The 21939-nt window shown below is 65.5% G+C and carries 18 protein-coding genes; 12 read left to right on the top strand and 6 right to left on the bottom strand.

What is annotated here, in order from left to right; all coding sequences use genetic code 11:
- Window positions 1-43: 43 nt before the first annotated feature.
- Both QFZ83_RS06825 and QFZ83_RS06820 read left to right on the top strand, forming a co-directional pair.
- Window positions 44-1054: a Bug family tripartite tricarboxylate transporter substrate binding protein gene (locus tag QFZ83_RS06825; RefSeq protein ID WP_307504214.1), complete on the top strand. Its 1011-nt coding sequence runs from the start codon at window positions 44-46 to the stop codon at window positions 1052-1054.
- 16 nt (window positions 1055-1070) lie between these two features.
- Window positions 1071-2390, top strand: a complete 1320-nt coding sequence (locus QFZ83_RS06820) for a sulfatase (protein WP_307504211.1) — start codon at window positions 1071-1073, stop codon at window positions 2388-2390.
- Between the two features lie 20 nt (window positions 2391-2410).
- Here QFZ83_RS06820 and QFZ83_RS06815 read toward each other — a convergent pair whose 3' ends face one another.
- Together QFZ83_RS06815 and QFZ83_RS06810 are read right to left on the bottom strand one after the other, a co-directional pair.
- Window positions 2411-3343 carry a nucleotidyl transferase AbiEii/AbiGii toxin family protein gene (locus QFZ83_RS06815; protein ID WP_307504208.1) on the bottom strand — a complete coding sequence of 311 codons (933 nt, stop codon included), beginning with the start codon at window positions 3341-3343 and terminating at the stop codon, window positions 2411-2413.
- A complete protein-coding gene (locus QFZ83_RS06810; protein WP_307504205.1) occupies window positions 3340-4077 on the bottom strand; it encodes a type IV toxin-antitoxin system AbiEi family antitoxin domain-containing protein in 738 nt (245 codons plus the stop codon). The genes QFZ83_RS06815 and QFZ83_RS06810 overlap by 4 nt, the downstream gene beginning before the upstream one ends.
- A gap of 202 nt (window positions 4078-4279) precedes the next feature.
- Between QFZ83_RS06810 and QFZ83_RS06805 the strand changes: the two genes are divergently transcribed.
- From QFZ83_RS06805 to QFZ83_RS06775, 7 genes are all read left to right on the top strand, one after another.
- Window positions 4280-4669, top strand: coding sequence for a DUF2946 family protein (locus tag QFZ83_RS06805; RefSeq protein WP_307504203.1), 390 nt, complete (start codon window positions 4280-4282; stop codon window positions 4667-4669).
- A 101-nt stretch (window positions 4670-4770) separates the two neighbouring features.
- Entirely contained in the window at window positions 4771-6957 is a 2187-nt protein-coding gene (locus QFZ83_RS06800) for a TonB-dependent siderophore receptor (RefSeq protein ID WP_307504201.1), read from the top strand.
- A 1-nt stretch (window position 6958) separates the two neighbouring features.
- Window positions 6959-8521, top strand: a complete 1563-nt coding sequence (locus tag QFZ83_RS06795; protein WP_307504198.1) for an ABC transporter substrate-binding protein — start codon at window positions 6959-6961, stop codon at window positions 8519-8521.
- Window positions 8518-9510 (top strand): ABC transporter permease, encoded by a 993-nt coding sequence (locus tag QFZ83_RS06790; protein WP_307504195.1) that lies wholly within the window; start codon window positions 8518-8520, stop codon window positions 9508-9510. The genes QFZ83_RS06795 and QFZ83_RS06790 overlap by 4 nt, the downstream gene beginning before the upstream one ends.
- A complete protein-coding gene (locus QFZ83_RS06785) occupies window positions 9507-10349 on the top strand; it encodes an ABC transporter permease (RefSeq protein ID WP_307504192.1) in 843 nt (280 codons plus the stop codon). Before QFZ83_RS06790 ends, QFZ83_RS06785 begins: the two co-directional genes overlap by 4 nt.
- Window positions 10346-11755, top strand: a complete 1410-nt coding sequence (locus tag QFZ83_RS06780) for an ABC transporter ATP-binding protein (RefSeq protein WP_307504188.1) — start codon at window positions 10346-10348, stop codon at window positions 11753-11755. Before QFZ83_RS06785 ends, QFZ83_RS06780 begins: the two co-directional genes overlap by 4 nt.
- 127 nt (window positions 11756-11882) lie before the next feature.
- On the top strand, window positions 11883-12923 hold the full coding sequence (locus QFZ83_RS06775; protein ID WP_307504184.1) for an SLAC1 anion channel family protein: 1041 nt from the start codon (window positions 11883-11885) through the stop codon (window positions 12921-12923).
- 21 nt (window positions 12924-12944) lie between these two features.
- Here QFZ83_RS06775 and QFZ83_RS06770 read toward each other — a convergent pair whose 3' ends face one another.
- Window positions 12945-13817 carry a hypothetical protein gene (locus QFZ83_RS06770; RefSeq protein WP_307504181.1) on the bottom strand — a complete coding sequence of 291 codons (873 nt, stop codon included), beginning with the start codon at window positions 13815-13817 and terminating at the stop codon, window positions 12945-12947.
- On the bottom strand, window positions 13814-15502 hold the full coding sequence (locus QFZ83_RS06765) for an ATP-dependent endonuclease (RefSeq protein WP_307504178.1): 1689 nt from the start codon (window positions 15500-15502) through the stop codon (window positions 13814-13816). The genes QFZ83_RS06770 and QFZ83_RS06765 overlap by 4 nt, the downstream gene beginning before the upstream one ends.
- Before the next feature lie 411 nt (window positions 15503-15913).
- Here QFZ83_RS06765 and QFZ83_RS06760 point away from each other — a divergent pair, with 411 nt between their 5' ends.
- Both QFZ83_RS06760 and QFZ83_RS06755 read left to right on the top strand, forming a co-directional pair.
- Window positions 15914-16543 (top strand): PadR family transcriptional regulator, encoded by a 630-nt coding sequence (locus QFZ83_RS06760; protein WP_307504176.1) that lies wholly within the window; start codon window positions 15914-15916, stop codon window positions 16541-16543.
- Between the two features lie 15 nt (window positions 16544-16558).
- The gene (locus QFZ83_RS06755; RefSeq protein WP_307504173.1) at window positions 16559-17401 is read left to right on the top strand and encodes a siderophore-interacting protein; all 843 of its coding nucleotides are present in this window, start codon (window positions 16559-16561) and stop codon (window positions 17399-17401) included.
- A 135-nt stretch (window positions 17402-17536) separates the two neighbouring features.
- Here the strand turns inward: QFZ83_RS06755 and corA are convergent, their stop codons facing one another.
- Both corA and QFZ83_RS06745 read right to left on the bottom strand, forming a co-directional pair.
- On the bottom strand, window positions 17537-18514 hold the full coding sequence (corA, locus tag QFZ83_RS06750) for a magnesium/cobalt transporter CorA (RefSeq protein WP_013542514.1): 978 nt from the start codon (window positions 18512-18514) through the stop codon (window positions 17537-17539).
- Window positions 18515-18557: 43 nt separating this feature from the next.
- Window positions 18558-19181, bottom strand: coding sequence for a hypothetical protein (locus tag QFZ83_RS06745; RefSeq protein ID WP_307504168.1), 624 nt, complete (start codon window positions 19179-19181; stop codon window positions 18558-18560).
- A 153-nt stretch (window positions 19182-19334) separates the two neighbouring features.
- Here QFZ83_RS06745 and mutS point away from each other — a divergent pair, with 153 nt between their 5' ends.
- Window positions 19335-21932: a DNA mismatch repair protein MutS gene (gene mutS / locus QFZ83_RS06740; protein ID WP_307512642.1), complete on the top strand. Its 2598-nt coding sequence runs from the start codon at window positions 19335-19337 to the stop codon at window positions 21930-21932.
- The last annotated feature ends 7 nt before the right edge of the window (window positions 21933-21939 follow it).

The following is a 21939-nucleotide window of genomic DNA, read 5'->3' as shown; positions in this document are numbered from 1 at the left end:
GATTGACGACGACCGAACAACTGAACGAGGAGGAACCTAGACCATGCTGAACCCCAACCAACCCATCACTCGCGGCCTTACCCGCGGTGTCACCCGCCGCGCTGTCGGCCTGCTGACCGCAGCCGGCCTCATGGCGACCATTGCGATCGGCGCGAACGCCCAGACGCTCGACAGTCCCCTGCACATCGTCGTCGGCTACGCCCCCGGCGGCGCCACCGACCGCGTGGCGCGCATCGTGGGTGAGAAGCTCGGCGCCAAGCTCGGCGTGCCCGTCATCGTCGACAACAAGCCCGGTGCGGGCGGCCGTCTCGCCGCGCAGCAGGTCAAGCTCACGCCAGCCCACCAGAACGTGCTGATGCTCGCCAACCCCGCCGTGATGGTGGTCGCGCCCCTGGTCTTCAAGGACAACAACTACGACGCCGAGCGCGACTTCGTGCCCGTGTCGCACGTCAACGCCTACGACTTCGCGCTGGCCGTCTCGCCCACCCTGCCCGTGCGCGAACTCCCCCACCTGCTCGCGTGGATGCGCGCCAATCCGCAGCAGGCCAACGTGGGCGTGCCCGCCACCGGCAGCCTGCCGCACTTCTTCGGCCTGATGGTCGGCGAGAAGGCCAGGGTGCAGACGCAGGTGATCGGCTACCGCGGCTCCGCACCGCTGTTGAACGACCTCATCGGCGGCCAGGTGCCCATCGCCGTCGACACCGAAGACGTGGTGATCCCGCAGCACAACGCGGGCAAGCTGCGCATCCTCGCGCTCTCGGGCGAAAAGCGCTCGCCGTTCGCGCCGAACATCCCGACCTTCAAGGAAGCGGGCCTGGACCTCGCCGCCACCGGCTGGAACACCTTCTTCGCGCCCGCCACCATGCCCAAGGACAAGGTCGAGCGCCTCGCCGCGACCATCCGCGACGTGATGCAGGACCCGGACACGCAGCGCAAGTTCAAGGACTCGGGCATGACGCCCGTGGTGAGCTCGCAGGCGCAGACCATCGCGATGCTCAAGGCCTACAAGACGCAGTGGGCGCCCGTCGTCCAGAAGTCGGGCTACCAGCCCTGAACCTCATTCGTTACCCATGACCAGCAGACCCAACATCATCTTCATCGTCGCCGACGACCTCGGCTATGCCGACCTCGGCTGCTACGGCGGCCGCGACGCCGCGTTCGGCCCCGTCTCGCCCGTGCTCGACGGCCTGGCCGCGAACGGGCTGAAGCTCACGCAGGGCTACGCGAACTCGCCCGTGTGCTCGCCCACGCGCTTCGCGATGATCACCGCGCGGTATCAGTACCGCCTGCGCGGCGCGGCCGAAGAGCCCATCCGCAGCAGCAGCCGCGGCAGCACCACGCTGGGCCTGCCGACCGACCACCCCACGCTGCCCTCGCTGCTCAAGGCCAGCGGCTACCAGACCGCGCTCATCGGCAAGTGGCACCTGGGCTATCCGCCGCACTTCGGTCCGCTGCGCTCGGGGTATGACGAATTCTTCGGGCCCATGTCGGGCGGCGTCGACTACTTCACCCACTGCGACTCCGCCGGCCAGCACGACCTGTGGTTCGGCGAAGAGGACAAGAAGGAAGACGGCTACCTCACCGACATGCTCTCCAAGCGCGCCGTCGACTACGTGGAGCGCATGGCAAAGCAGGAGCAACCGTTCTTCCTGAGCCTGCACTACACCGCCCCGCACTGGCCCTGGGAAACGCGTGACGACGCCGAGAAGGCGCCCGCCATCAAGGACAACCTCTTCGACCTGGCCGGCGGCAACATTCATGTGTACCGCCGCATGATCCATCACATGGACGAAGGCATCGGCTGGATCATGGCCGCGCTGCAGAAGCACGGCATGGCCGACAACACGCTCGTGGTCTTCACCAGCGACAACGGCGGCGAGCGCTTCTCGGACAACTGGCCGCTGGTCGGCGGCAAGATGGACCTGACCGAAGGCGGCATCCGCGTGCCATGGATCGCGCACTGGCCCGCGGTGATCGCCAAGGGCGGCGAGAGCACGCAGCTGTGCATGACCATGGACTGGTCCGCGACCATGCTCGAAGCCGCCGGCGTGAAGGCCGATGCGAACTATCCGCTCGATGGCGTGTCGCTGATGCCCGTACTGAAAGACGCGAAGCAGAGCTTCCGCCGCCCGCTGCACTGGCGCATGAACCACCGCGCCCAGCAGGCGATGCGCGACGGCGACTGGAAGTACCTGAAGGTCGACGGCAACGAGTACCTGTTCAACATTCCGGCGGACGAGCGCGAGCGCGCGAACCTCGGCAAGAAAGAGCCCGAGCGGCTGGCCGCAATGCGTGAAGACTGGCTCGCGTGGAATGCGACGATGCCGGCGATTCCGGAGGATGCGACGGTGAGCTTGGGGTATTCGGTGAAGGACATGCCGCAGCGCTGAACTTCACACCCAACCGGGAGCTACCTGGCCTCTCCGAGGCCTGAAATTTTCTCGGCAAGTTCGCGCGATTGCTCCTCGAACTTGGCCGGGTTCAACTCTTTCAGCTTCGCCAGGTTCTGCAGCTTCCATTGAATCGCGGGCATCGCGCCAAGGTGCGCGATGCCCATGCGGTGCCATTCCGGCGCAGCGTTGGCAAGGGTCACGAGAAATGCGCGCTCCTCGGCATCAAGTTCCTTGTGGAGCGTGGCAATCATCTGGTCTCGCGCTGCGAGCAGTGCATCCAGTTCGACAGGCTCGGTGGTCATGCCCTGGAAGTTGGCCTGAAATTCGGTGCTCACATCGCGCAGCCGTGGAAACAAGACCTCATGAATCGGCCTCTTGTGGCTTGCGAGGTAGACCACGAAGGCGCGCCGGATGCCGCTCGTGATGCCTTCGTTTTCCAGCAACTGCATCACGTCGAACAAATCCCGCGGGTGCTGCCGGTCCATGGCTGCGACGAGCTTGCCGCCATAAACATCGTCGAGCGACACCACCGGGATATCCAACTCCGCCTGAAGTACTTCCTGGGCTCTGGGTGCGAGCCCCATCACCGAGACGGGCTTCACGGTCCCTCGCATCACGTAGTTGACTTCCACTTTGACCTCAGCGTCGTCGCGTTTCACGAAGAGCTTGGTTTCGTCAGCAGCCGGCACGCCGGAGAGATGCGCCCGGAATCCCTTGGCCTTGAGTGCATCGGCAGCCTTGCCAAGCGAATCCTTGATCTTCCTGAGCGCCGCATCGCGCGACAGCGTGTGATCCGGCAACACAAGATCCAGATCGACCGACAGCCGCGGCATGTCTCGCACGAAGAGGTTGATGGCGGTGCCGCCCTTGAGCGCAAAGGTTTCGTCGGCGAAGACGAAGGGCGCAACCTGGGTCAGCAGGCGCGCCGTCTTGAGATAGAGGTCGTTCACGATTTGAGGATCAGCAGTCCGTCGTTAGTTCTGGAGACCCATGGCCGACTGCCGCCGGTGGGCAGGCTCGCCGGGTCCAGCTTCTTCGCCCATGGCAAGGACAATTCGCGGCCGAGGTGAAGGCATAGGCGAACCGTTTTCACGTTGCTGCAATCGCGCAGAAGTTCGCCGAGCACAGAGGATCGCAAGCTGTACGTGCCCTCCGCCAATTCGCGCGCCTCCGACAACGGCTGGCGCGTGCCCACCTCACTCAGCATCTCCAGAAATGCGCGCTCCGGGGCCGAGACATTCGGTGCATTCGCACGCCCTTCGAACGGGCGTGCGTACTGCATGCCCGACGTGTCGCTGCGAAAGAGTTGCTTGCGGTGGTACTCCGCGGGAAAGACCTCGGTGAACCACTCCGGCAGCTTGGCCGATTTGAGGCCATAGAGGTGCAGCCTTGGCGCCTGCGAGACGTAGTGGCGTATGCCATGCCAGTCCAGCGCGGACTTGCCGCCCACGTGGAGCCCCGGTATCTGGCGTTGGAGCAGCAGCAAGCTGGGGTCTCGCTGCAAGGGAGCGTCAGGACGGCAATACACGCCGCGCGCCAGGCGCCGGAGCCACCCCGCCCGCACGTAGTGAACGGCCAGGTCGGCGGAGATGCCCTCCAGCGCCAGGTCTTCGCTGGTGACAGGTGTTCCGCCCGGCACTTGAGCCATCAGCGAAATTATTTTTGATCGACTTGTCGTAGTCACACTACGATTATTCAGACAATTTCAAACCGCCGCAAGGTTTTGATTTGATCGACTTGTCGTAGTCTCACTACGACAAGTCGAATAAAACGAAATCACACAACGCCCCCCGCTACCCGGCATCAATGCCGCGCCATCCGTGCGCGCCTTACGTTGCTGCGGGTTTCAGCGGTTTTTCGCGCCGGTATGATTCAGCGCCCCCGTCATGCCGCTTCGCCCCCTCCCGCTTCAACGCCTCCTCCGTTTCCTGCTGCTGGCCGTGTTCTTCAACGCGGCCATCGGCATGCCTTTGCACGAGGCCGGCCATATGCGGGAGGCCGTCGAGGGCATGGCGCAGGCGGCCGGCCTCGACACCATCGCAGACGACGCAGCCTCGGAAGCGGACTCCCCTGCGCATGGCGACCAGGAAAATCACAGGGTCTGCGAATGCTGCCTGGCCCATGTGCACTTTGCGGCGGCGCCCGCGCGGTTGCCGGCCGCGCTCGAGGTGGTGCAGACCACCGCACTGCCGCGCGCTCCGCCCGGCACGGCCTTCGAGCCCTTTGCGGGCCGCTGGCCCTTCGCTTCGCGCGCGCCTCCGAACGCATCGACCTGACATTCCGCCGCCCTTGACCTGAAGGGCAGCGGCTCGTTTGTTTTTTGCGCGGCGCCCGGCTCTTCGAATGCACGGCGGCGGCGTGCAGTCGATTGCCATTCATGACTTCCTTTGATCTCGCACGCGCGAACAGCCGCGTCTTTCTGTTTCGTCGCCTACCGCTCGCACTGGCGGCCTCGGCGCTTTTCTCCGGGCAAGCCATGGCCCAGTCCGCGGATGCACCTCCTGCACCTTCCGCAGCCGCACAGGGGCAACTCACCACCGTCGAAGTCGTCGGCCGCACCGAGTCCGGCGCCTATCACGCGGACGAAGCGGCCGGCGCCAAGAGCGACCTGCCACTGCGCGAGCTGCCGCAGTCCGTGCGCATCGTCACGCGGCAGGCCATCGACGACCTGGGCGCCACCAAGCTGGACGATGTGCTCGACTACGTGGGCGGCGTCTCGCGCCAGAACAACTTCGGCGGGCTCTGGGACAACATCGCCATCCGCGGGCTTCCGGGCAACGAGAACACCGGCATGGCGACGCTGTTCAACGGCTTCTCCTCGAACCGCGGCTTCAATGCGCCGCGCGATCTCGCCGGCGTGGAGCGCATCGAATTCCTCAAGGGCACGGCCGCCGCGCTCTACGGCAGCAGCGAACCCGGCGGCACGCTCAACATCGTGTCCAAGCGGCCCTTGTGGACATCGGCCAACGCCGTCGAGGTGTACGCCGGCAGCCAGGGCCTCAAGCGCGGTGCGCTCGACCTCGCCGGGCCGATCGGCGGGAACTTCGCCTATCGCCTGAACGTGGCGGCCGAAGACCGAGACAGCTTTCGCGACCACGTGGGCGCCCGGCGCGAAGTGGTCGCGCCCGCCTTCACCTGGAAGCTGGGCCGCGACACGGTGCTGGAGTATTCCGGCGAGTACCTGCGCCATGCCACGCCGCTGGACCGGGGCGTGGTGGCCGTCAATAACCGTCTGGGCGCCGTGCCGCGCAGCCGGTTCTTCGGCGAGCCGGCGGACGGCGATGTGACAGTGAAGAACCAGACGCACCAGTTCATCCTGTCGCACGAATGGAATTCCGCGTGGCGCAGCCGCGTGGGCGTGTCGTACCGCGAGACTTCGGTGAACGGCTTCGCCACCGAGCCCACCGCCTTGCGGGCCGACGGCAGCCTCACGCGGCAGCGGCGCTTTCGCGACTTCAGCTCCAACGACATCGCGCTGCAGGCCGAATTGCAGGGCAACCTGAAGACCGGCGGCATCGAGCACGAACTGCTGTTCGGCGTGGAGAGCTTCCGCTTCGACATGGACACGCTGATGCTGCGCGCGAATCCCACCGCCGCCAGGCCCTACGCCATCAACATCTACAGCCCGGTGTATGGCCAGCGCCAGCCAGTGCCCACCGCCAACACCGACACGCTGGAGCACCAGAAGAACACCGCGTTCTATGTGCAGGACGCGATCAAGCTGTCGCCCGAATGGCGGCTGGTGGCGGGCGTGCGCGCGGACAACTACAGCCAGTCGCTCCTGAACCGCAGAAACGCCACCACGGCCCGCCAGGAGCCCTCGTCGACCTCGCCGCGCATCGGCCTGAGCTGGCTGCCGACACCGCAATGGACCGTGTACGCCAACGCAGGCCGCTCGTTCAGGCCGAACACCGGCTCGGACGTCTCTGCCAACGGCTTCGCGCCCGAGACCGGCCGCTCGCTGGAGCTGGGCACCAAGTGGGAGAGCGCCGACCAGCGCATGGGCGCTACCGCCGCGCTGTTCGACATCCGCAAGCGCAACGTGCTCACCTCCGACCCCGCCAACGCGGGCTACTCGGTGGCGGCGGGAGAAATACGCAGCCGTGGCCTGGAGTTCGACTTCTCGGGCCAGATCTCGAAGCACTGGCGCCTCACCGCCAGCCTGGTGCTCAACGATGTGGAGATCACGCAGGACAACACCCTGGAGGCGGGCGGGCGCCTCCTCAACGTGCCGCGCGTCAACGGCAGCGTGCTCGCGGTGTACGAAGACGGCCTGGCCAACGGCCAGCGCTACGGCATCGGCGGCGGGGTCACGCACGTGGGCAGGCGCCTGGGCGAAGCGCGCACGCAGGCCGAGGCCAAGGCCGGCAAGCCCGCGTTCGACCTGCCGGCCTACACCACCGCCAAGCTGGTCGCGTACTGGCGAATCAACCCCACGCTGCGCCTGACGCTGGACGTCGACAACCTGTTCGACAAGACCTACTACGCGAGCTCGTACAGCCGCGTCTGGGTCACGCCCGGCACACCGCGCACCGTCACCGTCGGCCTGCAGGCCAAGTTCTGAAATGACATTGCCACCCGACTTCACGCGCCGCCGCGCGCTCCAGTTCCTTGCGGCCGGCCCGGTCACCGCCGCATCGACGGCCCTGCTGGCGCAGCCGGCCACGGCGCGCGCGCCGCTGCAGATCGTCGGCCCCTGGGAGATCGCGGGCTTGTCCCCCGCCAGCAGCGGCCACGTGTTCACGCGCATGCAGATCACCGAAACGCTGATGAACGCGAGCGACGACGGCTTGCCGCTGCCGGGCCTGGCCGAGCGCTGGCGTGTGTCGGACGACGGTCTCGCGTGGCACTTCACGCTGCGCGCGGCCGCGCGTTTTCATGACGGTGCGGCCGTCACGGCCGCAGCCGTCGTGCGCTGCCTGCAGGCCGCGCGCGTGGCGCCTGCCCTGCTGAGCCAGGCGCCGATCCGCTCGGTGGAGGCCGAGGGTGCGGGCGTGATCGTGATCCGGCTCACCCACCCCTACGGCGCACTGCCTGCACTGCTCGCGCACAGCAGCACGATGGTGCTCGCGCCCGCGAGCTATGCGGCGGACGGCGCCGTGCGAAGCATCGTCGGCAGCGGCCCCTACCGCGTGGTGTCGATGGCGCCGCCGCAGCATGTGGAAGCAGCCGTCTTCGACGGCTACGACGGACCCCGGCCCGCCATAGAGCGCGTGCGGTATCTCGCGGCCGGCCGCTCAGAAACCCGCGCGCTCATGGCCGAAGGCGGGCAAGCCGACCTGGCCTACGGCCTCGATCCGGCGAGCCTGGTGCGGCTGCGCAAGCGCGGCCGGGTTCAGGTGGACACCGTCACGCTGCCGCGCACCGTGATCCTCAAGGTCAACGCCGGACTGCCCGCGTTGAAGGATGTGCGCGTGCGGCAGGCGCTGAGCCTCGCGATCGACCGGGCCGGCATCGCCAAGGCGCTGCTGCGCGACCCCGAACTGGCGGCCACGCAGCTCTTTCCGCCCACGATGGCGGCCTGGCACAACAACGCGCTGCCACCGTTGAAGCAAGACCCCGACGCCGCGGCAAGGCTGCTGACCGAAGCCGGCTGGCGACGTGCGCCCGATGGCCTGCGCGACGCATCGGGCCAGCCGCTTCGCCTGTCGCTGCGCACCTTTCCTGACCGGCCCGAGCTCCCGCTCATCGCCTCGGCGCTGCAGGAGCAATGGCGGCAGGCGGGCATCGCCGTGCAGGTCAGCATCGGCAACTCGGGCGACATACCCCTGGGCCACCGCGACGGCAGCCTGCAGCTCGGCCTGGCCGCGCGCAACTACGCCACCGTGCCCGACCCCACCGGCACGCTGATGCAGGACTTCGGCACCTCGGGCGGCGACTGGGGTGCCATGGGCTGGCGCAGCGATGCAGTCGTGCGCGCGCTGGCCGAACTGTCGCGCGGCACTTCGTCGGCAGAACGCGCGGCGGCGTTGCGAACGCAGGTCACGGCGGTGCTTCACGCCGAGCTGCCGGTGATCCCCATCACCTGGTATCGCCAGCAGGTGGCCGTGGGCCGGCGTCTGGAGGGCGTGAGCCTCGATCCGCTGGAACGCTCCTACCGGCTCACCGCGATGAGGTGGGCGACATGAACAAAACCCTCAAGACCATGACCCCCGACATCACCCGCACCGCCTGGACCGCGATGCTGCTGCGCCGCGCCATCCAGATCTTCGCGCTCGGCCTCCTGGTGGGCACCGTGTGCTTCTTCATGGCCCGCTCGCTCCCGGGCGACATGGCCACCCGCATCGCCGCGGGGCGCTACGGCTACGACCTCGTGAGCAACGCGGCGGCCGATGCCGTGCGCCTCGAACTCGGGCTCGACCGGCCCCTGTGGCTCGCGCTGCTGCACTGGTGGGGAGACATCGCGCGGCTCGATCTCGGCACCTCGCTGGTCAGCGGCCATGCCGTGTGGCGCGAAGTGGCGCATCAACTCGCAGCGACCATCGAACTGGCGGCCGCCTCGGTGTTCGTCGCTGCCCTCGTCGGCTTACCACTGGGCATCTGGTCGGGCCTGCATGCGGGTGGATGGGTCGACCGCTTCACGCTGGCGCTGGCCGTGGTGCTGCGCGCACTGCCGCCCTTTCTGCTCGCCGTGCTGCTGATGGTGGTGGTGGCGGTGCAGCTCGGCGCCGTGCCGGTTGCGGGCGACGACCACGGCGCCAGCCTGCTGCTGCCCGCGTTGACGCTCGGCCTCGGGCTCGCCGCGGGGCTGGCGCGCGTGGCCCGCTCCGCCATGCGCGAGGCGGCCGCCTCCGCGTCTTTCGAATTCGCCCGCACCAAGGGCCTGTCGGACAGGCAGGCGCTCGTGCGCCACGGCCTGCGCCAGGCGGCCACGCCGGTGGTCGCTTACCTCGGCGTGCATGCGGTGTTCCTGGTCGAAGGCGCGGTCGTCGTCGAAGCCCTCTTCGCCTGGCCCGGCATCGGCCATGCGCTGGTGCATGCGGTGTTCGGGCGCGACGTGCCGATGATCCAGGGCGCGGCCCTGTGCATGGGCCTGCTGTTCGTGGTGTTCAACCTGCTGGTGGATGCGGCCTGCCTCGCGCTCGATCCCCGCCGGCGCATGGGAGCGGCGGCATGAACGGCAGCGTCATCGACATGCCCGCACTCGACCTCGCCGGCCGCAGCGCTCGCCGCACGACCCTCCGCCGCCGCGCGGGTCTCGGCATCCTCGCGCTGGTCGCGGCGTTCTCGCTGTTCGGCCCCGAGCTGATCGGCATCGACCCCGCCCGCCAGACGCTCGCCGACACGCTGCTGCCGCCCGGCGCCGCCCACTGGCTCGGCACCGACGTGCTGGGCCGCAGCGTGCTCGCACGCCTCGCGCATGCGGCCCGGCTCTCGCTGGGCCTGGCCTTGCTCGCGGCCTTGACCGCGGCCGTCCCCGGCGTGCTGCTGGGCGTGGCCGCGAGCTGGCGCGGCGGGCGCATCGAACGCGCGCTGGTCATGCTGGCCGATGCCGTGCTCTCGGTGCCCGGCCTGCTCTTGGTGCTGCTGTTCGCCGCACTGGCGCCGGGGCGGCACTGGGCGCTGTACATCGGCCTCTCGCTGTCGCTGTGGGTCGAGTACTTCCGCGTGTGCCGCGCCGCCAGCCGGCAGGTGCTCGCGGGCGATGCGGTGCAGGCCTCGCGCCTGCTCGGCTTCGGTACGGGCTACGTGCTGCGCAGGCACTTGCTGCCCGCGCTCGCGCCCGTGCTGGGCACCTTGCTCGCCTTCAGTGCGGCGCAGGCGGTGCTGGCACTGGCCGCGCTCGGCTTCATCGGCGTGGGGCTGCAGCCGCCCACGCCCGAACTGGGATTGATGATGACGGAGTTTCTTCCCCACTACGAAGAGGCGCCCTGGCTCATTGCCGCGCCCGTCGCGCTGCTGATGGCGGTGGTGCTCGGCATGATGCTCGTGGCCGGCGATGGAGAAACGACATGACCGCTTCCGTTCTGCTCGCAGCCGACAACCTCGGCGTTCACGTCGGCACCCGCGCCTTGCTGCGCGACGTGTCCTTCAGCCTGCGCCCCGGCGAAGTGCTGACCCTGCTCGGAGAAAGCGGCGCCGGCAAATCGCTGCTCGCGCAGGCCGTGATGGGCAACCTGCCGGCCGCGCTGCGCGCCAGCGGCAGCGTCACCCTCGACGGCACGACGAGCCGCGCCGACGACGCCCGCGCGCGGCGGCCGCGCTGGGGCCGCACGGTCACGCTGCTGCCCCAGGAGCCGAGCCTCGCGCTCGCCCCGCTGATGCGCATCGCGCCGCAGCTTTCGGAAACGCACGAACTGGTGCGCGGTGCCGCGTTCGACCAAGCAGAAGCCGCTGCATTGCACGACCTCGAAGCCGCAGGCCTCGCGGCATCCGCGCGGCAGTACCCGTGGCAGCTTTCCGGCGGCATGGCGCAGCGCGCCGCCGCCGCCGTGGCCTGCGCGGGCGGCGCGCGCATCCTGCTGGCGGACGAACCCACCAAGGGCCTCGATGCGCATTGGCGCGACCACACCGTCGCGATGCTGCAGGGCGTGCAGCGCGGCGGCGGATGCGTCGTGGTCATCACGCACGACCTGCGCGTGGCCGAGGCGCTGGGCGGACAACTCATCGTGCTGTGCGCCGGCCAGGTCGTGGAGCGCGGCGATGCCCGCACCGTGCTGGCCGACCCGCAGCATGCGTTCACGCGGCGGCTCGTCGCGGCCGACCCCGCGCGCTGGCCCCGACGTGCAGCAGCCTCGGCTTCGGCAGGCGCGCCGGTGCTCAGCGCGCAGGGCCTGTCCAAGGGCTTCGGCGGCAAGCCGCTGTTCGACGGCGTCGATCTGCAGATTCGCGCCGGCGACCGCTTCGTGGTGCAGGGCCCGAGCGGCACCGGCAAGAGCACGCTCGGCAATGTGCTGCTCGGGCTCATGCCCGCCGACCGCGGCGTGGTGCGGCGCGCGGAAGGCCTGCACGCCACCGCCTTCCAGAAGCTCTACCAGGACCCCGTCGCTTCTTTCGCGCCGCACGTCACCCTGGGGCAGTCGCTGCGCGACGTGGCGGCAAGGCATCGCTGCGCATGGCCCGCCGTGCTGCAACACCTCAGCCGCATGGGCGTGCCGCACGACCTGCTCGCGCGCCGCCCCTCGCAGGTGTCCGGCGGCGAACTGCAGCGCGTTGCGCTCGCGCGGGTGCTCACCGTGCAGCCCGCGCTGGTGTTCGCCGACGAGCCGACGTCGCGGCTGGACCCGGTCTCCCAGCAGGAAGCCATGGCCGTTTTGCTCGATGCGCTCGACGAACGCGGCGCGGCGCTGATGCTGGTGACGCACGACGACGACATTGCGGATGCGGTGGCGACGCAGCGGTGGAGGCTTGCGGCGGGTTGAGCCCCGGCACGAGAAAGGCCGCGGACCGCACGCACGCACGCGCGCACGTCAGACAACGCAAGGATTTGGCAGAAATCGCCGCCCACGGCCGTAACAGCCCAAGCCGATGCGCCCGAGACTGGCGCGCATGACAAATTCCGCTACCTCCGTCCTCACCGCAATGGACACCCGCCCTGCCGCTGCGGCCAGCAGTACTGCTGCAACTGCTGCTTCCAGGGCGTCCATCAAGAACCTCCCCGTCAGCCTGTTCGCCGCGGTGATGGGCCTCTCGGGCCTGTCGATGGGCTGGCGCCTTGCGCACACCGAGTTCGGCGCGGTCGTCCCCCTTGTGGTGTCGGACGTGATCGGCCTCTTCGCCACCTTCGTTTTTGTCGTGCTCGCCATCGCCTACGGCGCCAAGCTGCTGCGGCACCCGGCGGCCGTGAAGGCGGAGTTCAACCATCCGATCGCCGGCAACTTCTTCGGCACCATCGCCATTGCATTGCTGCTGCAATCGGCCGTGCTCGGCCACTACAACGGCACGCTCGGCCAGGTGATGTGGATCGCCGGCACCATCGCCACGCTGCTGCTGGCTGCGCATGTGGTCTCGCGCTTGCTGGGCGGCAACTGCCACCCTGCGCACGCGGTGCCCGCGTGGATCATTCCGGGCGTCGCCGCGCTGGACATTCCCGTCACCGGCAGCCACATGCCCATGCCCTGGGCCGGCGAGGTGCTGCTGCTGTCGGCGGCCGTGGGCGCGGTGATGGCGCTCGTGCTGTTCACGATGATCGTCACGCGATTGATCCAGCACGAACCGCTCGCCCCCGCGATGACGCCCTCGCTGCTGATCCTTGTCGCGCCGTTCAAGGTGGGATTCACGACGTACGTGAACCTCACGGGGCGGGTGGATCTGTTCGCGGGGCTGTTGTTTTACTTCGGGGTGTTTTTGTTTGTGGTGCTGGCGCCGAAGGTGTTCAGGCGGAGCGTGCCGTTTGGGGCGGGGTGGTGGGCGGTTAGTTTTCCGCTGGCTGCGATGGTGAATGCGGGGGTGGTGTATGCGGGGGTGCGGGGGGGGTGGGGGTTGCCGCTATTGGCTGGGGGGATGCTGGTGGTACTGACTGCAGTGCTGGTGGTATTGACGGTTCGAACGGTGCAGGTTTTGCTCAGCGGGCGGTTACTGACCAACTGAGCGATCCGCCGCAGGTACATGCTAAAAATTCAATTCGCTGACAACTTCAGTAAGCGGGAGCGGAGCTGAGGGTGCGAAGCTGTTGAGATGGTCCATGACCTGCTGATTTTTCAACACACCCCGATAGAACGCCACTTGCCAATTTCGCGCGACATCGCTGTTCGAATAAGGTTGCTCGTCGATTCGCTGCTGCAAAGCGGCCTTGATGTCGAATTTTTTATCCGAGATCATATTTTTCCATTTTGAGTATTCCGCCCAGCAGAACTTCAAGATTCTTTTTCTGATTTCTAGCTTTTCGATATGAATTTTCAGTCGCTGCTCCTCGGCGCTTTCAAGCGCCGCCAGCCGGGTGAATTTGGCTTCAAACCTCGGGTTATTGCCTTCAATTTCTATATTCACCTTGAATCCGATTTTTGAAAGCGCATCACTGAAAATCGGATGTATGAAAAAAGCCTGATTATCCTTTACTGAGTAGAAAAAACTTCCCTTTTGTGACTGGCATCCACGACATTGAGGAGTTAAATTATTCGGGAATATGGAAAATTCAGGCCAGTCGTCCTTTGGCATGAAATGATCGAGCGTGTCCGGAGCAAACGGATAGCCGCAGGAGGGGCATTCCTGAAGAGCATGATTATTTCTTCGAAGCTGCAAAACAGCTCTTAATTTGGTGGGCGGAGATTCATAAAATTCCACCATCAGTTTCCGAATTCCAAGAAAACGACTGTACCGCGGCATGGTCGAAAAATCAGTGACGATGCCCGGATAATATTGATATTGATAAGCCAAACGACAGGCTTCATCGGCCAAATCTTCGACGTCATCTTTGGCCGAATCGACGGCCAATTTCAGCCAATCGGCGCCGTTCTTAACTAGCATCGAGCTCAGATGTTTCATTCTTGAGGATTTTCAAAAATGATTTCTGAATTATCTTCGAACTTTGAAACGATATATGCCAACGCTTCATCCCCGACTTTCGGCCCGATCTCCTTCATGGCATCTTCCGCCGAGCCATACTTTTTGATTGCCTCATCGATTGTCTGCTCGTAAGGTTTTGTGGTGCAGTAATCGTCAAAGGCCTCGCCAATTATCAAATCAATAGACTGCCCGAATGTTTCGAAACCCGGGTGTGATGACTGAGTGGTGCCCTTTGGATTTCTCAGAATAGTTACCCCCTCACGCTCCACCTCACGGACCATCACCGACGAATGAGTCGCAATGATGGCGTTGGACGACGTTTTAGCAAGCAGGCTCTTGAGCATGTTGATCAGCCCCACTTCCATTGTCGGATGCAGGTACAGCTCGGGCTCGTCAATGATGAGAAGACTTTCGTCTTCGATTTCGGCCACTAGGCAAGGCAAAAGATAAGAATATATATTTTGACCCGAACTCAATTGCAGAAGATTTCCACCTTTGATGAAAGATATGCCTTCTTCGAAATCAAACTCGACGTCTTGTTTTTTTCCGTCTTCTCTGACCTTTTTGTCGTCTGCACCAAATTCTACCGTTGTCCCGTCTTTGCAGGTCAGCGCAATATGATCGAAATCGATAGAAAGCCTCAAGGTGTCAAATAGTGTTTTGAACCGACTGTCGTCTGTCCACCAGAAATTTTCTATGTCGTATTCGATGACTTTCAGGAGCGACCGGGCACTGTGGATTTTGGGCCAAGACAAAGAAAAATCTCCTTCGAAGCTTTTGAATCCCACATAAGAATATTCATTCACCTGAAGTTGGCGGCGCTCTGTACTTTTTTCCAAATCTTGCAGGGAACTAACACCAGAGGCGTAATACGCATCGAGTTTTTCGAGAATTCTGTTCTTGGTATCGAAAGTTTCGAATGGTGAATATGCAGCAACGATGACTTTGTGGAAATAAGGCCAGCTTTCGCTATTTTCCTTGAGGCCTACAACAATTTCGATCAGATGATGAAGAATATGACTTTTTCCAACACCATTTTTTCCGATTACAAGATTTATATTTGTGCGCCCCAACGATCTTTTATTGTCGAAGTGAAAAGTTATGGATTCGAAAGTTTCAGGCAAGTCATTGATGATCAGTTCAAACTTTTTTTCCGGGACATGTCGACCCATCGCAACCTGGGCGCCAGCTTTCAAAATTGCCCGCGAAGCCGCGCCATCGCGAAAAATCGAACCGGAGAAACCCGGCCAATTCTTATAGCTCGAATAATTTGTATAAAAATAGCTGGCATCACAAATTCCTCGCAAATACTGCAACGCGTTTGAACCCAGAACCTTATGTAGCCGCCGGTAATAATCGATCTCGTTGGCCATAGACACCACATTGCCGGACTTGAGGGCATCAGTAACTTCAATGCTACTACCGACTGGCCGGCCTTTTTCTTCAAAATACCTAGAAGTATTTTTATAGTCTCTCGCCAGAATCTTCACCTTTCCAAAACTATGGCGTTTACCGCCATTTACCCGATGAACTTGGAAAGTTACGATGTAGTCGTAGTCATTCCATGGGTTGGCATATGGCGTACCAATATGGTCTTGCAATAAATGGAATCCGTCGATCTGATTGATTTCCAGGTTTTTCGAAAAAAAGAATTTTTCAGGCATTCACATTCCCTTGTTGCGATCCATATTTCATCAGCCAGCTCGAAGAGATAACCCGTATTTTTTGTGTCTTGCGGCGGCTTCGCCAAGACCCCGGCGAGACGGAATTGTGGCCGTTGTCATTGCAGCACCACAACGGCGAGTGCAAGGCGCTCTCGAGTGAGTCTGCTGTGTTGCCACAGGAACTACTGCACGTCTATCCCCACGAAGCGCGCAAGGTGGACCCGTCCCGAGTGAAGGCCTCAAAGCTGGCGGGGAACAGCACATCCTTTGAGAGCTTCATGCGTGGTCACGCCCGATATCAGATACATCGGAAGGAGCAGAAGTCTCGTTTTCGGCAGACCAAGCCCCTGTTTGACTTAGTTTTAGATATATATCTAAAATCGTTTCGATACATCCATCAAGGACTTCGACATGAGACACCCCCACTTCGGCCATCACCACCACAACCACCACTGCCACGCCCCCCGCGGCGAGCATGGAGATGGCTTCTCCGGCGGCCGTGGCCGGCACGGTCATGGCGAGGGCGACCTCGGCGAAGAGCGCATGCCCGGAGGCCGCGGTGGTCGCGGCGGCGGGCGCGTGTTCGGCCACGGCGGCCTGCGCTTCGTGCTGCTGCAGCTCATCGCCGACAAGCCTTCGCACGGCTACGAGCTCATCAAGGCCATCGAAGACCGCCTGGGCGGCAGCTATGCGCCGAGCCCCGGCGTGGTCTACCCGACCCTCACGCTGCTCGAAGAGATGGGTCATCTGAGCGTGGAAACGGCCGACACCGGCGGCCGCAAGCGCTACAGCATCACCCCGGGCGGCCAGGAGTTTCTGGCCGCCAACCGCGAAACGGCCGACGCCATGATGGCCCGCATGACGGGCGGCGTGGACGGCGCGGGTCCGCGCGGCGGGCGCCCGCCGCAGGTCACGCGCGCCATCGAAAACCTGAAGCTCGCCATGCGCATGCGCCTGTCGGGCACGCCCCTCACAGAACAACAAGCCCACGATTTCGCCGCGGTGCTCGACAGCGCCGCTCAACAGTTAGAGCGCATCTGAACTTCTTCTTTTGACATGACCGACTTCACAACCACCACTTCCTCCTCCCATACGCCCGACCGCACGCCGCGCCGCGTGCGCCACGACCTTCGCTTTCGCCAGCTCACGGTGAAGACGGTGCAGCGCGTGACGCCGCACCTCATCCGCATCGTGCTGACGGGCGACGACCTCGCGGGCTTCACGAGCCTGGGGTTCGACGACCACGCAAAGATCTTTTTCCCCGACGCGACCACGGGCAAGCTCACGCTGCCGACGGCCGGGCCCGAGGGTCCGATCTGGCCCGCGAGTGGCCGCCCGACGATGCGCGACTACACGCCGCGCCGCCACGACGCGAAGGCGAACACGCTGGAGATCGACTTCGCCCTGCACGACGCCGGCCCCGCCACGCAATGGGCCGAGAACGCCAAGCCCGGCGACACGCTGGGCGTGGGCGGGCCGCGCGGCTCGTTCATCGTGCCGACCGAGTTCGACTGGCACCTGCTCATCGGCGACGACACCGCCCTGCCCGCGATCTCGCGGCGGCTGGCCGAACTGCCGGCCGGTGCGCGGATGGTGGTGCTGGCGGAAGTCGACAGCGAAGCGGACGAGATCACGTTCGAGACCGAGGCCGAGCTCACGCTGCAGTGGGTGCATCGCCGCGGCGCCGAGGCGGGCGTGAGCACGGTGCTGGTCGATGCGCTGAAGGCCGCGAAGCTGCCGGCCGGCGACTTTCATGCGTGGGTCGGGTGCGAGTCGGGCATTGCGAAGGCACTGCGCGCGCACCTGGTGAGCGAGCGCGGCGCGAACCCGAAGTGGACGCGGGCGTCGGGCTACTGGCGGCGCGGCGCTGCGGCCACGCACGATTCGCACGACGAGTGATCGGGTCTTGCTCCTTCCCCTCCCGGGGGAAGGTTGGGATGGGGGCACGCGGCGCTTGTCAGGCGCAGTGCTTCATCGAACGCCGCGAGCCCCCACCCCTGCCCTCCCCCGGAAGGGGAGGGAGCAACACAAAACTCAGAGCCAGCCGGCGCGCCTGAAGCGGTAGTAAAGATACCCGCAGGTGCTGACGATGAGCCCCAGCGCCACCGCATAGCCGTACTTGAATTTCAGCTCGGGCATGTTCTCGAAGTTCATGCCCCAGATGCCGGCGAACGCGGTGCACACCGCGAAGATGCTGGCCCAGGCGGCGAGCCGCTTGGTCACCTCGCTGTCTTCGATGGTCACCATCGACAGGTTCACCGCGATGGCGGTGCCGATGGTGTCGCGCATCGCGTCGATCGAACCGTTGATGCGGCCCAGGTGGTCGCCCACGTCCCGAAAGTACTCCTGCGTGCCCATGCAGACCTGCGGCACGCGCCCGCCGTACAGCTTGCCCGCCGCCTCCACGAGCGGCGCCACCGCGCGCTTCAAGGTCATGCTGCGGCGCTTCAGGTCGTAGAGCTGCTTGATCTTGTCGCGCGCCGCGCCGCTGTGTCCGAAGATCTGCTGCTCGATGGTTTCGAGCTCGACCTCGAGCGCATCGATGACGGGAAAGTAGCGGTCGACCACCGCATCCATCAGCGCATAGAGCACGAAGCCCGCGCCGTTGCGCAGCAGGTCGGGCTCGCGCTCGCAGCGTTCGCGCACGCCCAGAAAGCCCTGCTGGCTGCGGTTGCGTACCGAGAGCACGTAGTTGCGGCCCACGAACACGTCGACCTCACCCACGTTGACGCAGTGCTCGCCCTCGGCCGAGGGCTCCACGAGGTGCATGACGACGAAGAGCGAATCGCCGTACTCCTCGACCTTGGGGCGCTGATGGCCGTGGTGAGCGTCTTCGACGGCGAGCGGGTGCAGGTTGAATTCCGCCTGCATCTCGGCGAGCTCCTCGGGCGAGGGATCGCTCAGCGCCACCCACACGAAGCAGCCGGGGCGGGTGATGTAGTCGCTGATGTCCTCGACGGGAATGTCGGCGAGCTTGGCGCCGTTTTCGTAGGCCACGCAGTTGATCAGCATCGGTGCTCGTCCAGGGTCGATCGTGAAGTTCGAGGCGCGGCGGTCAGGCGGCCGCGTCGGGCGTCGAAGCCGCGGCCAGGTCGCGGGTGGCAGCCAGCGAGGCCTCGATGGCTTGGGTCTCGGCCTTGAGCAAGGCGAGGCCCTTTTCGGCGAATGCGGCGTGGCTTGCGGTGTCGGCCCAGAGGCTCGTCGCGGCTTCGGCGCATGTGAGCGACGTGAAGCGGATGCGGCCCTTCGCCAAGTCGATGAAGCGCTTCTCGCGCAGCGGGTCCGCACGGTCCCAGGCACCGCCGATGAGCACGCGCTTGCCGCGCTTGATGCGGGGTTCGCGCTCGGCGAAGAAAGGCAGCTTGGCGGAGACCCAGCCGAGCATGCCGCTGTTCAATGCGGTGTCGAAATCGGAGGGTGCGGTGTGCGCCTTTGCGTAGTCACGCAGGGTGCCGAGTTGATAGAGCACCGGGTCCTTGGGCCCGGACGGTCCGCCTTCCACGGGCCTGATGGTGGACGGGCCAGCGCTTCCGCCCTTCTCCGGCCGCTTCGATTTGCGCAGGTCGGCAAGTTGGGCCGGCGGCATGCAGAGATAGAGCGCCGCGAGTTCCGCAGGCAAGGTGGCGGTGTCCGGCAGCGCGTTCGCTTCAGGGCCTTTGAATTCTTCCGGGGGGGCCATGGGCGCCTTGTTGTTCTTCACGCGGGGTTTGCGCGGGGGGATTTTAGGGCGGGGGACAGAAAGCCCCTCCCTCCCGTCCCCGATAATCCCCGAGTGAAAACGACGACTGCCCAACCCACCCCCTCGACCAGCGACCTCTCCGGGCACACGCCCATGATGGCGCAATATTTAGGCCTCAAGGCGGACCATCCGGACACCCTGCTGTTCTACCGGATGGGCGATTTCTACGAGCTGTTCTGGGCCGATGCCGAAAAGGCCGCGCGCCTGCTCGACATCACCCTCACCCAGCGCGGCCAGTCGGCCGGCCAGCCCGTGGTGATGTGCGGCGTGCCTTTCCATGCGGTCGATACGTACCTCGCGCGGCTCATCAAGCTGGGCGAATCTGTCGCTATCTGCGAACAGGTGGGCGAGGTCGGCGCGAGCAAGGGGCCGGTGGAGCGCAAGGTGATGCGCGTGGTCACGCCCGGCACGCTGACCGATTCGGAACTGCTCAGCGACAAGAGCGAATCGCTGCTGCTCGCGGTGCATGCGGGCACGCGCAATTTCTGCGGGCTCGCGTGGCTGAGCGTGACGGGTGCGGAGCTTCGGCTGGCCGAGTGCCCGGCCGATGCGCTCGAAGCGTGGATCGCGCGCATCGCGCCGAGCGAACTGCTCTACAGCGCCGAGGTGACGCCGGCTTTCGAGCAGCGCCTGAAAGCCGCTCGCACCGCAACGCCGTTCACGCTCTCGATCCGTCCCGCGTGGCAGTTCGACGGCGGCCTCGGCGAGCGCAAGCTCAGCGAACAGATGGGCAGCAACAGCCTTGCCGCGTGGAACGCCGAATCGCTCACCAATGCGCATGCCGCGGCGGCCGCGCTGCTGGGTTACGCCGAACACACGCAGGGCCGCGCGCTCTCGCACGTGCAGCGGCTTTCCGTCGAACGCGACGGCGACCTGATCGAGCTGCCGCCCACCACGCGGCGCAACCTCGAACTGGTGCAGACGCTGCGCGGCGAAGACTCGCCCACGATGTTCTCGCTGCTCGACACCTGCATGACGGGCATGGGCAGCCGGCTCGTGAAGCGCTGGCTGCTCTCGCCACGTCGTGACCGCAGTGAAGCGCAGGCGCGGCTCGAGGCGATCGCCGCGCTGCAGTCCACGGTGCTCGGCGGCACAGCCGCGCCATGGCGCACGCTGCGGGAGCAACTGAAGAACACGAGCGACGTCGAGCGCATCGCGGCGCGCATCGCGCTGCGCCAGGTGCGTCCGCGCGAACTGCTGGCACTGCGCCTCGCGCTTGCGAAGGCGGAGCAACTGGCGCCGCTGCTGCCCGCTTCCGCCCCGCTGCTGGCGCGCATCGCCGAGCGGCTCGCGCCGCCGCCGGGCTGTGCCGACCTGCTGGTGAGCGCGATCAAGCCCGACCCGTCGGCGCTGGTTCGCGACGGCGGTGTGATCGCCACCGGCCACGACGCGGAACTCGACGAGCTGCGCGCCATCAGCGACAACTGCGACGACTTTCTGCTGAAGCTCGAAATCAGCGAGCGCGAGCGCACCGGCATCAGCAACCTGCGGGTGCAGTTCAACCGGGTGCACGGCTTCTACATCGAGGTGACGCAGAGCGCGCTCTCGAAGGTGCCCGACAACTACCGCCGCCGCCAGACGCTGAAGAACGCCGAGCGCTTCATCACGCCCGAGCTGAAGGCATTCGAAGACAAGGCGCTGAGCGCGCAAGACCGCGCGCTGGCCCGCGAGAAGTGGCTCTACGAACAGCTGCTCGATGCGCTGCAGCCCTCGGTGCATGCGCTCACGCAACTGGCCGGCGGCATCGCGACGCTCGATGCGCTGTGCGCGCTGGCCGAGCGTTCGCACACGCTGCACTGGCGCGCGCCGACGTTCGTGTCGCACCCGTGCATCGAGATCCAGCAGGGGCGGCATCCGGTGGTGGAAGCGCGCCTCGCCGAGAAGTCGTCGGGCGGCTTCATCGCCAACGACACGCAGCTCGGACCGCAGCAGCGCATGCAGGTCATCACCGGGCCGAACATGGGCGGCAAGTCGACGTACATGCGGCAGGTGGCGATCATCGTGCTGCTCGCCTCCATCGGCTCGCACGTGCCGGCGGCGGCATGCCGGCTCGGGCCGATCGATGCGATCCACACGCGCATCGGCGCGGCGGACGACCTGGCGAATGCGCAGTCGACCTTCATGCTGGAGATGACCGAGGCCGCGCAGATCCTGCACAGCGCCACCGCGCAATCGCTGGTGCTGATGGACGAAATCGGCCGCGGTACCAGCACCTTCGACGGACTGGCGTTGGCCGCGGGCATTGCAGCGCAGCTGCATGACCGCAGCAAGGCCTTCACGCTGTTCGCGACGCACTACTTCGAGCTGACCGAGTTTCCGGCCACGCACCACGGCGCGGTGAACATGCACGTGAGCGCCACCGAGGCGGGCCGCGACATCGTGTTCCTGCACGAAATGCAGCCCGGACCGGCGAGCAAGAGCTACGGCATCCAGGTGGCGCGGCTTGCGGGCATGCCGGCGGCGGTGGTCAACCATGCGCGGCAGGCGCTGGAAGCGCTCGAATCGCAGCATGCCCAAACGCGGGCGCAGGTGGACCTGTTCGCCCCCCCGCCCGTGGCCGAGACGCCGCTGTCCAGCGCCGTAGAATCCGCGCTGGCCGCGCTAGACCCCGACACCATGAGCCCGCGCGAGGCCCTCGACGCGCTCTATGCCCTCCAAAAACTGAACACGCGTGAACGCAGTGCCGCCTGAGCGGGCC

Source organism: Variovorax sp. W1I1 (assembly GCF_030815625.1).
Taxonomy (GTDB): domain Bacteria; phylum Pseudomonadota; class Gammaproteobacteria; order Burkholderiales; family Burkholderiaceae_C; genus Variovorax; species Variovorax paradoxus_C.
The sequence above is the reverse complement of the archived record's forward strand: the minus strand, read 5'-3'. Positions and strand labels throughout refer to the sequence as shown.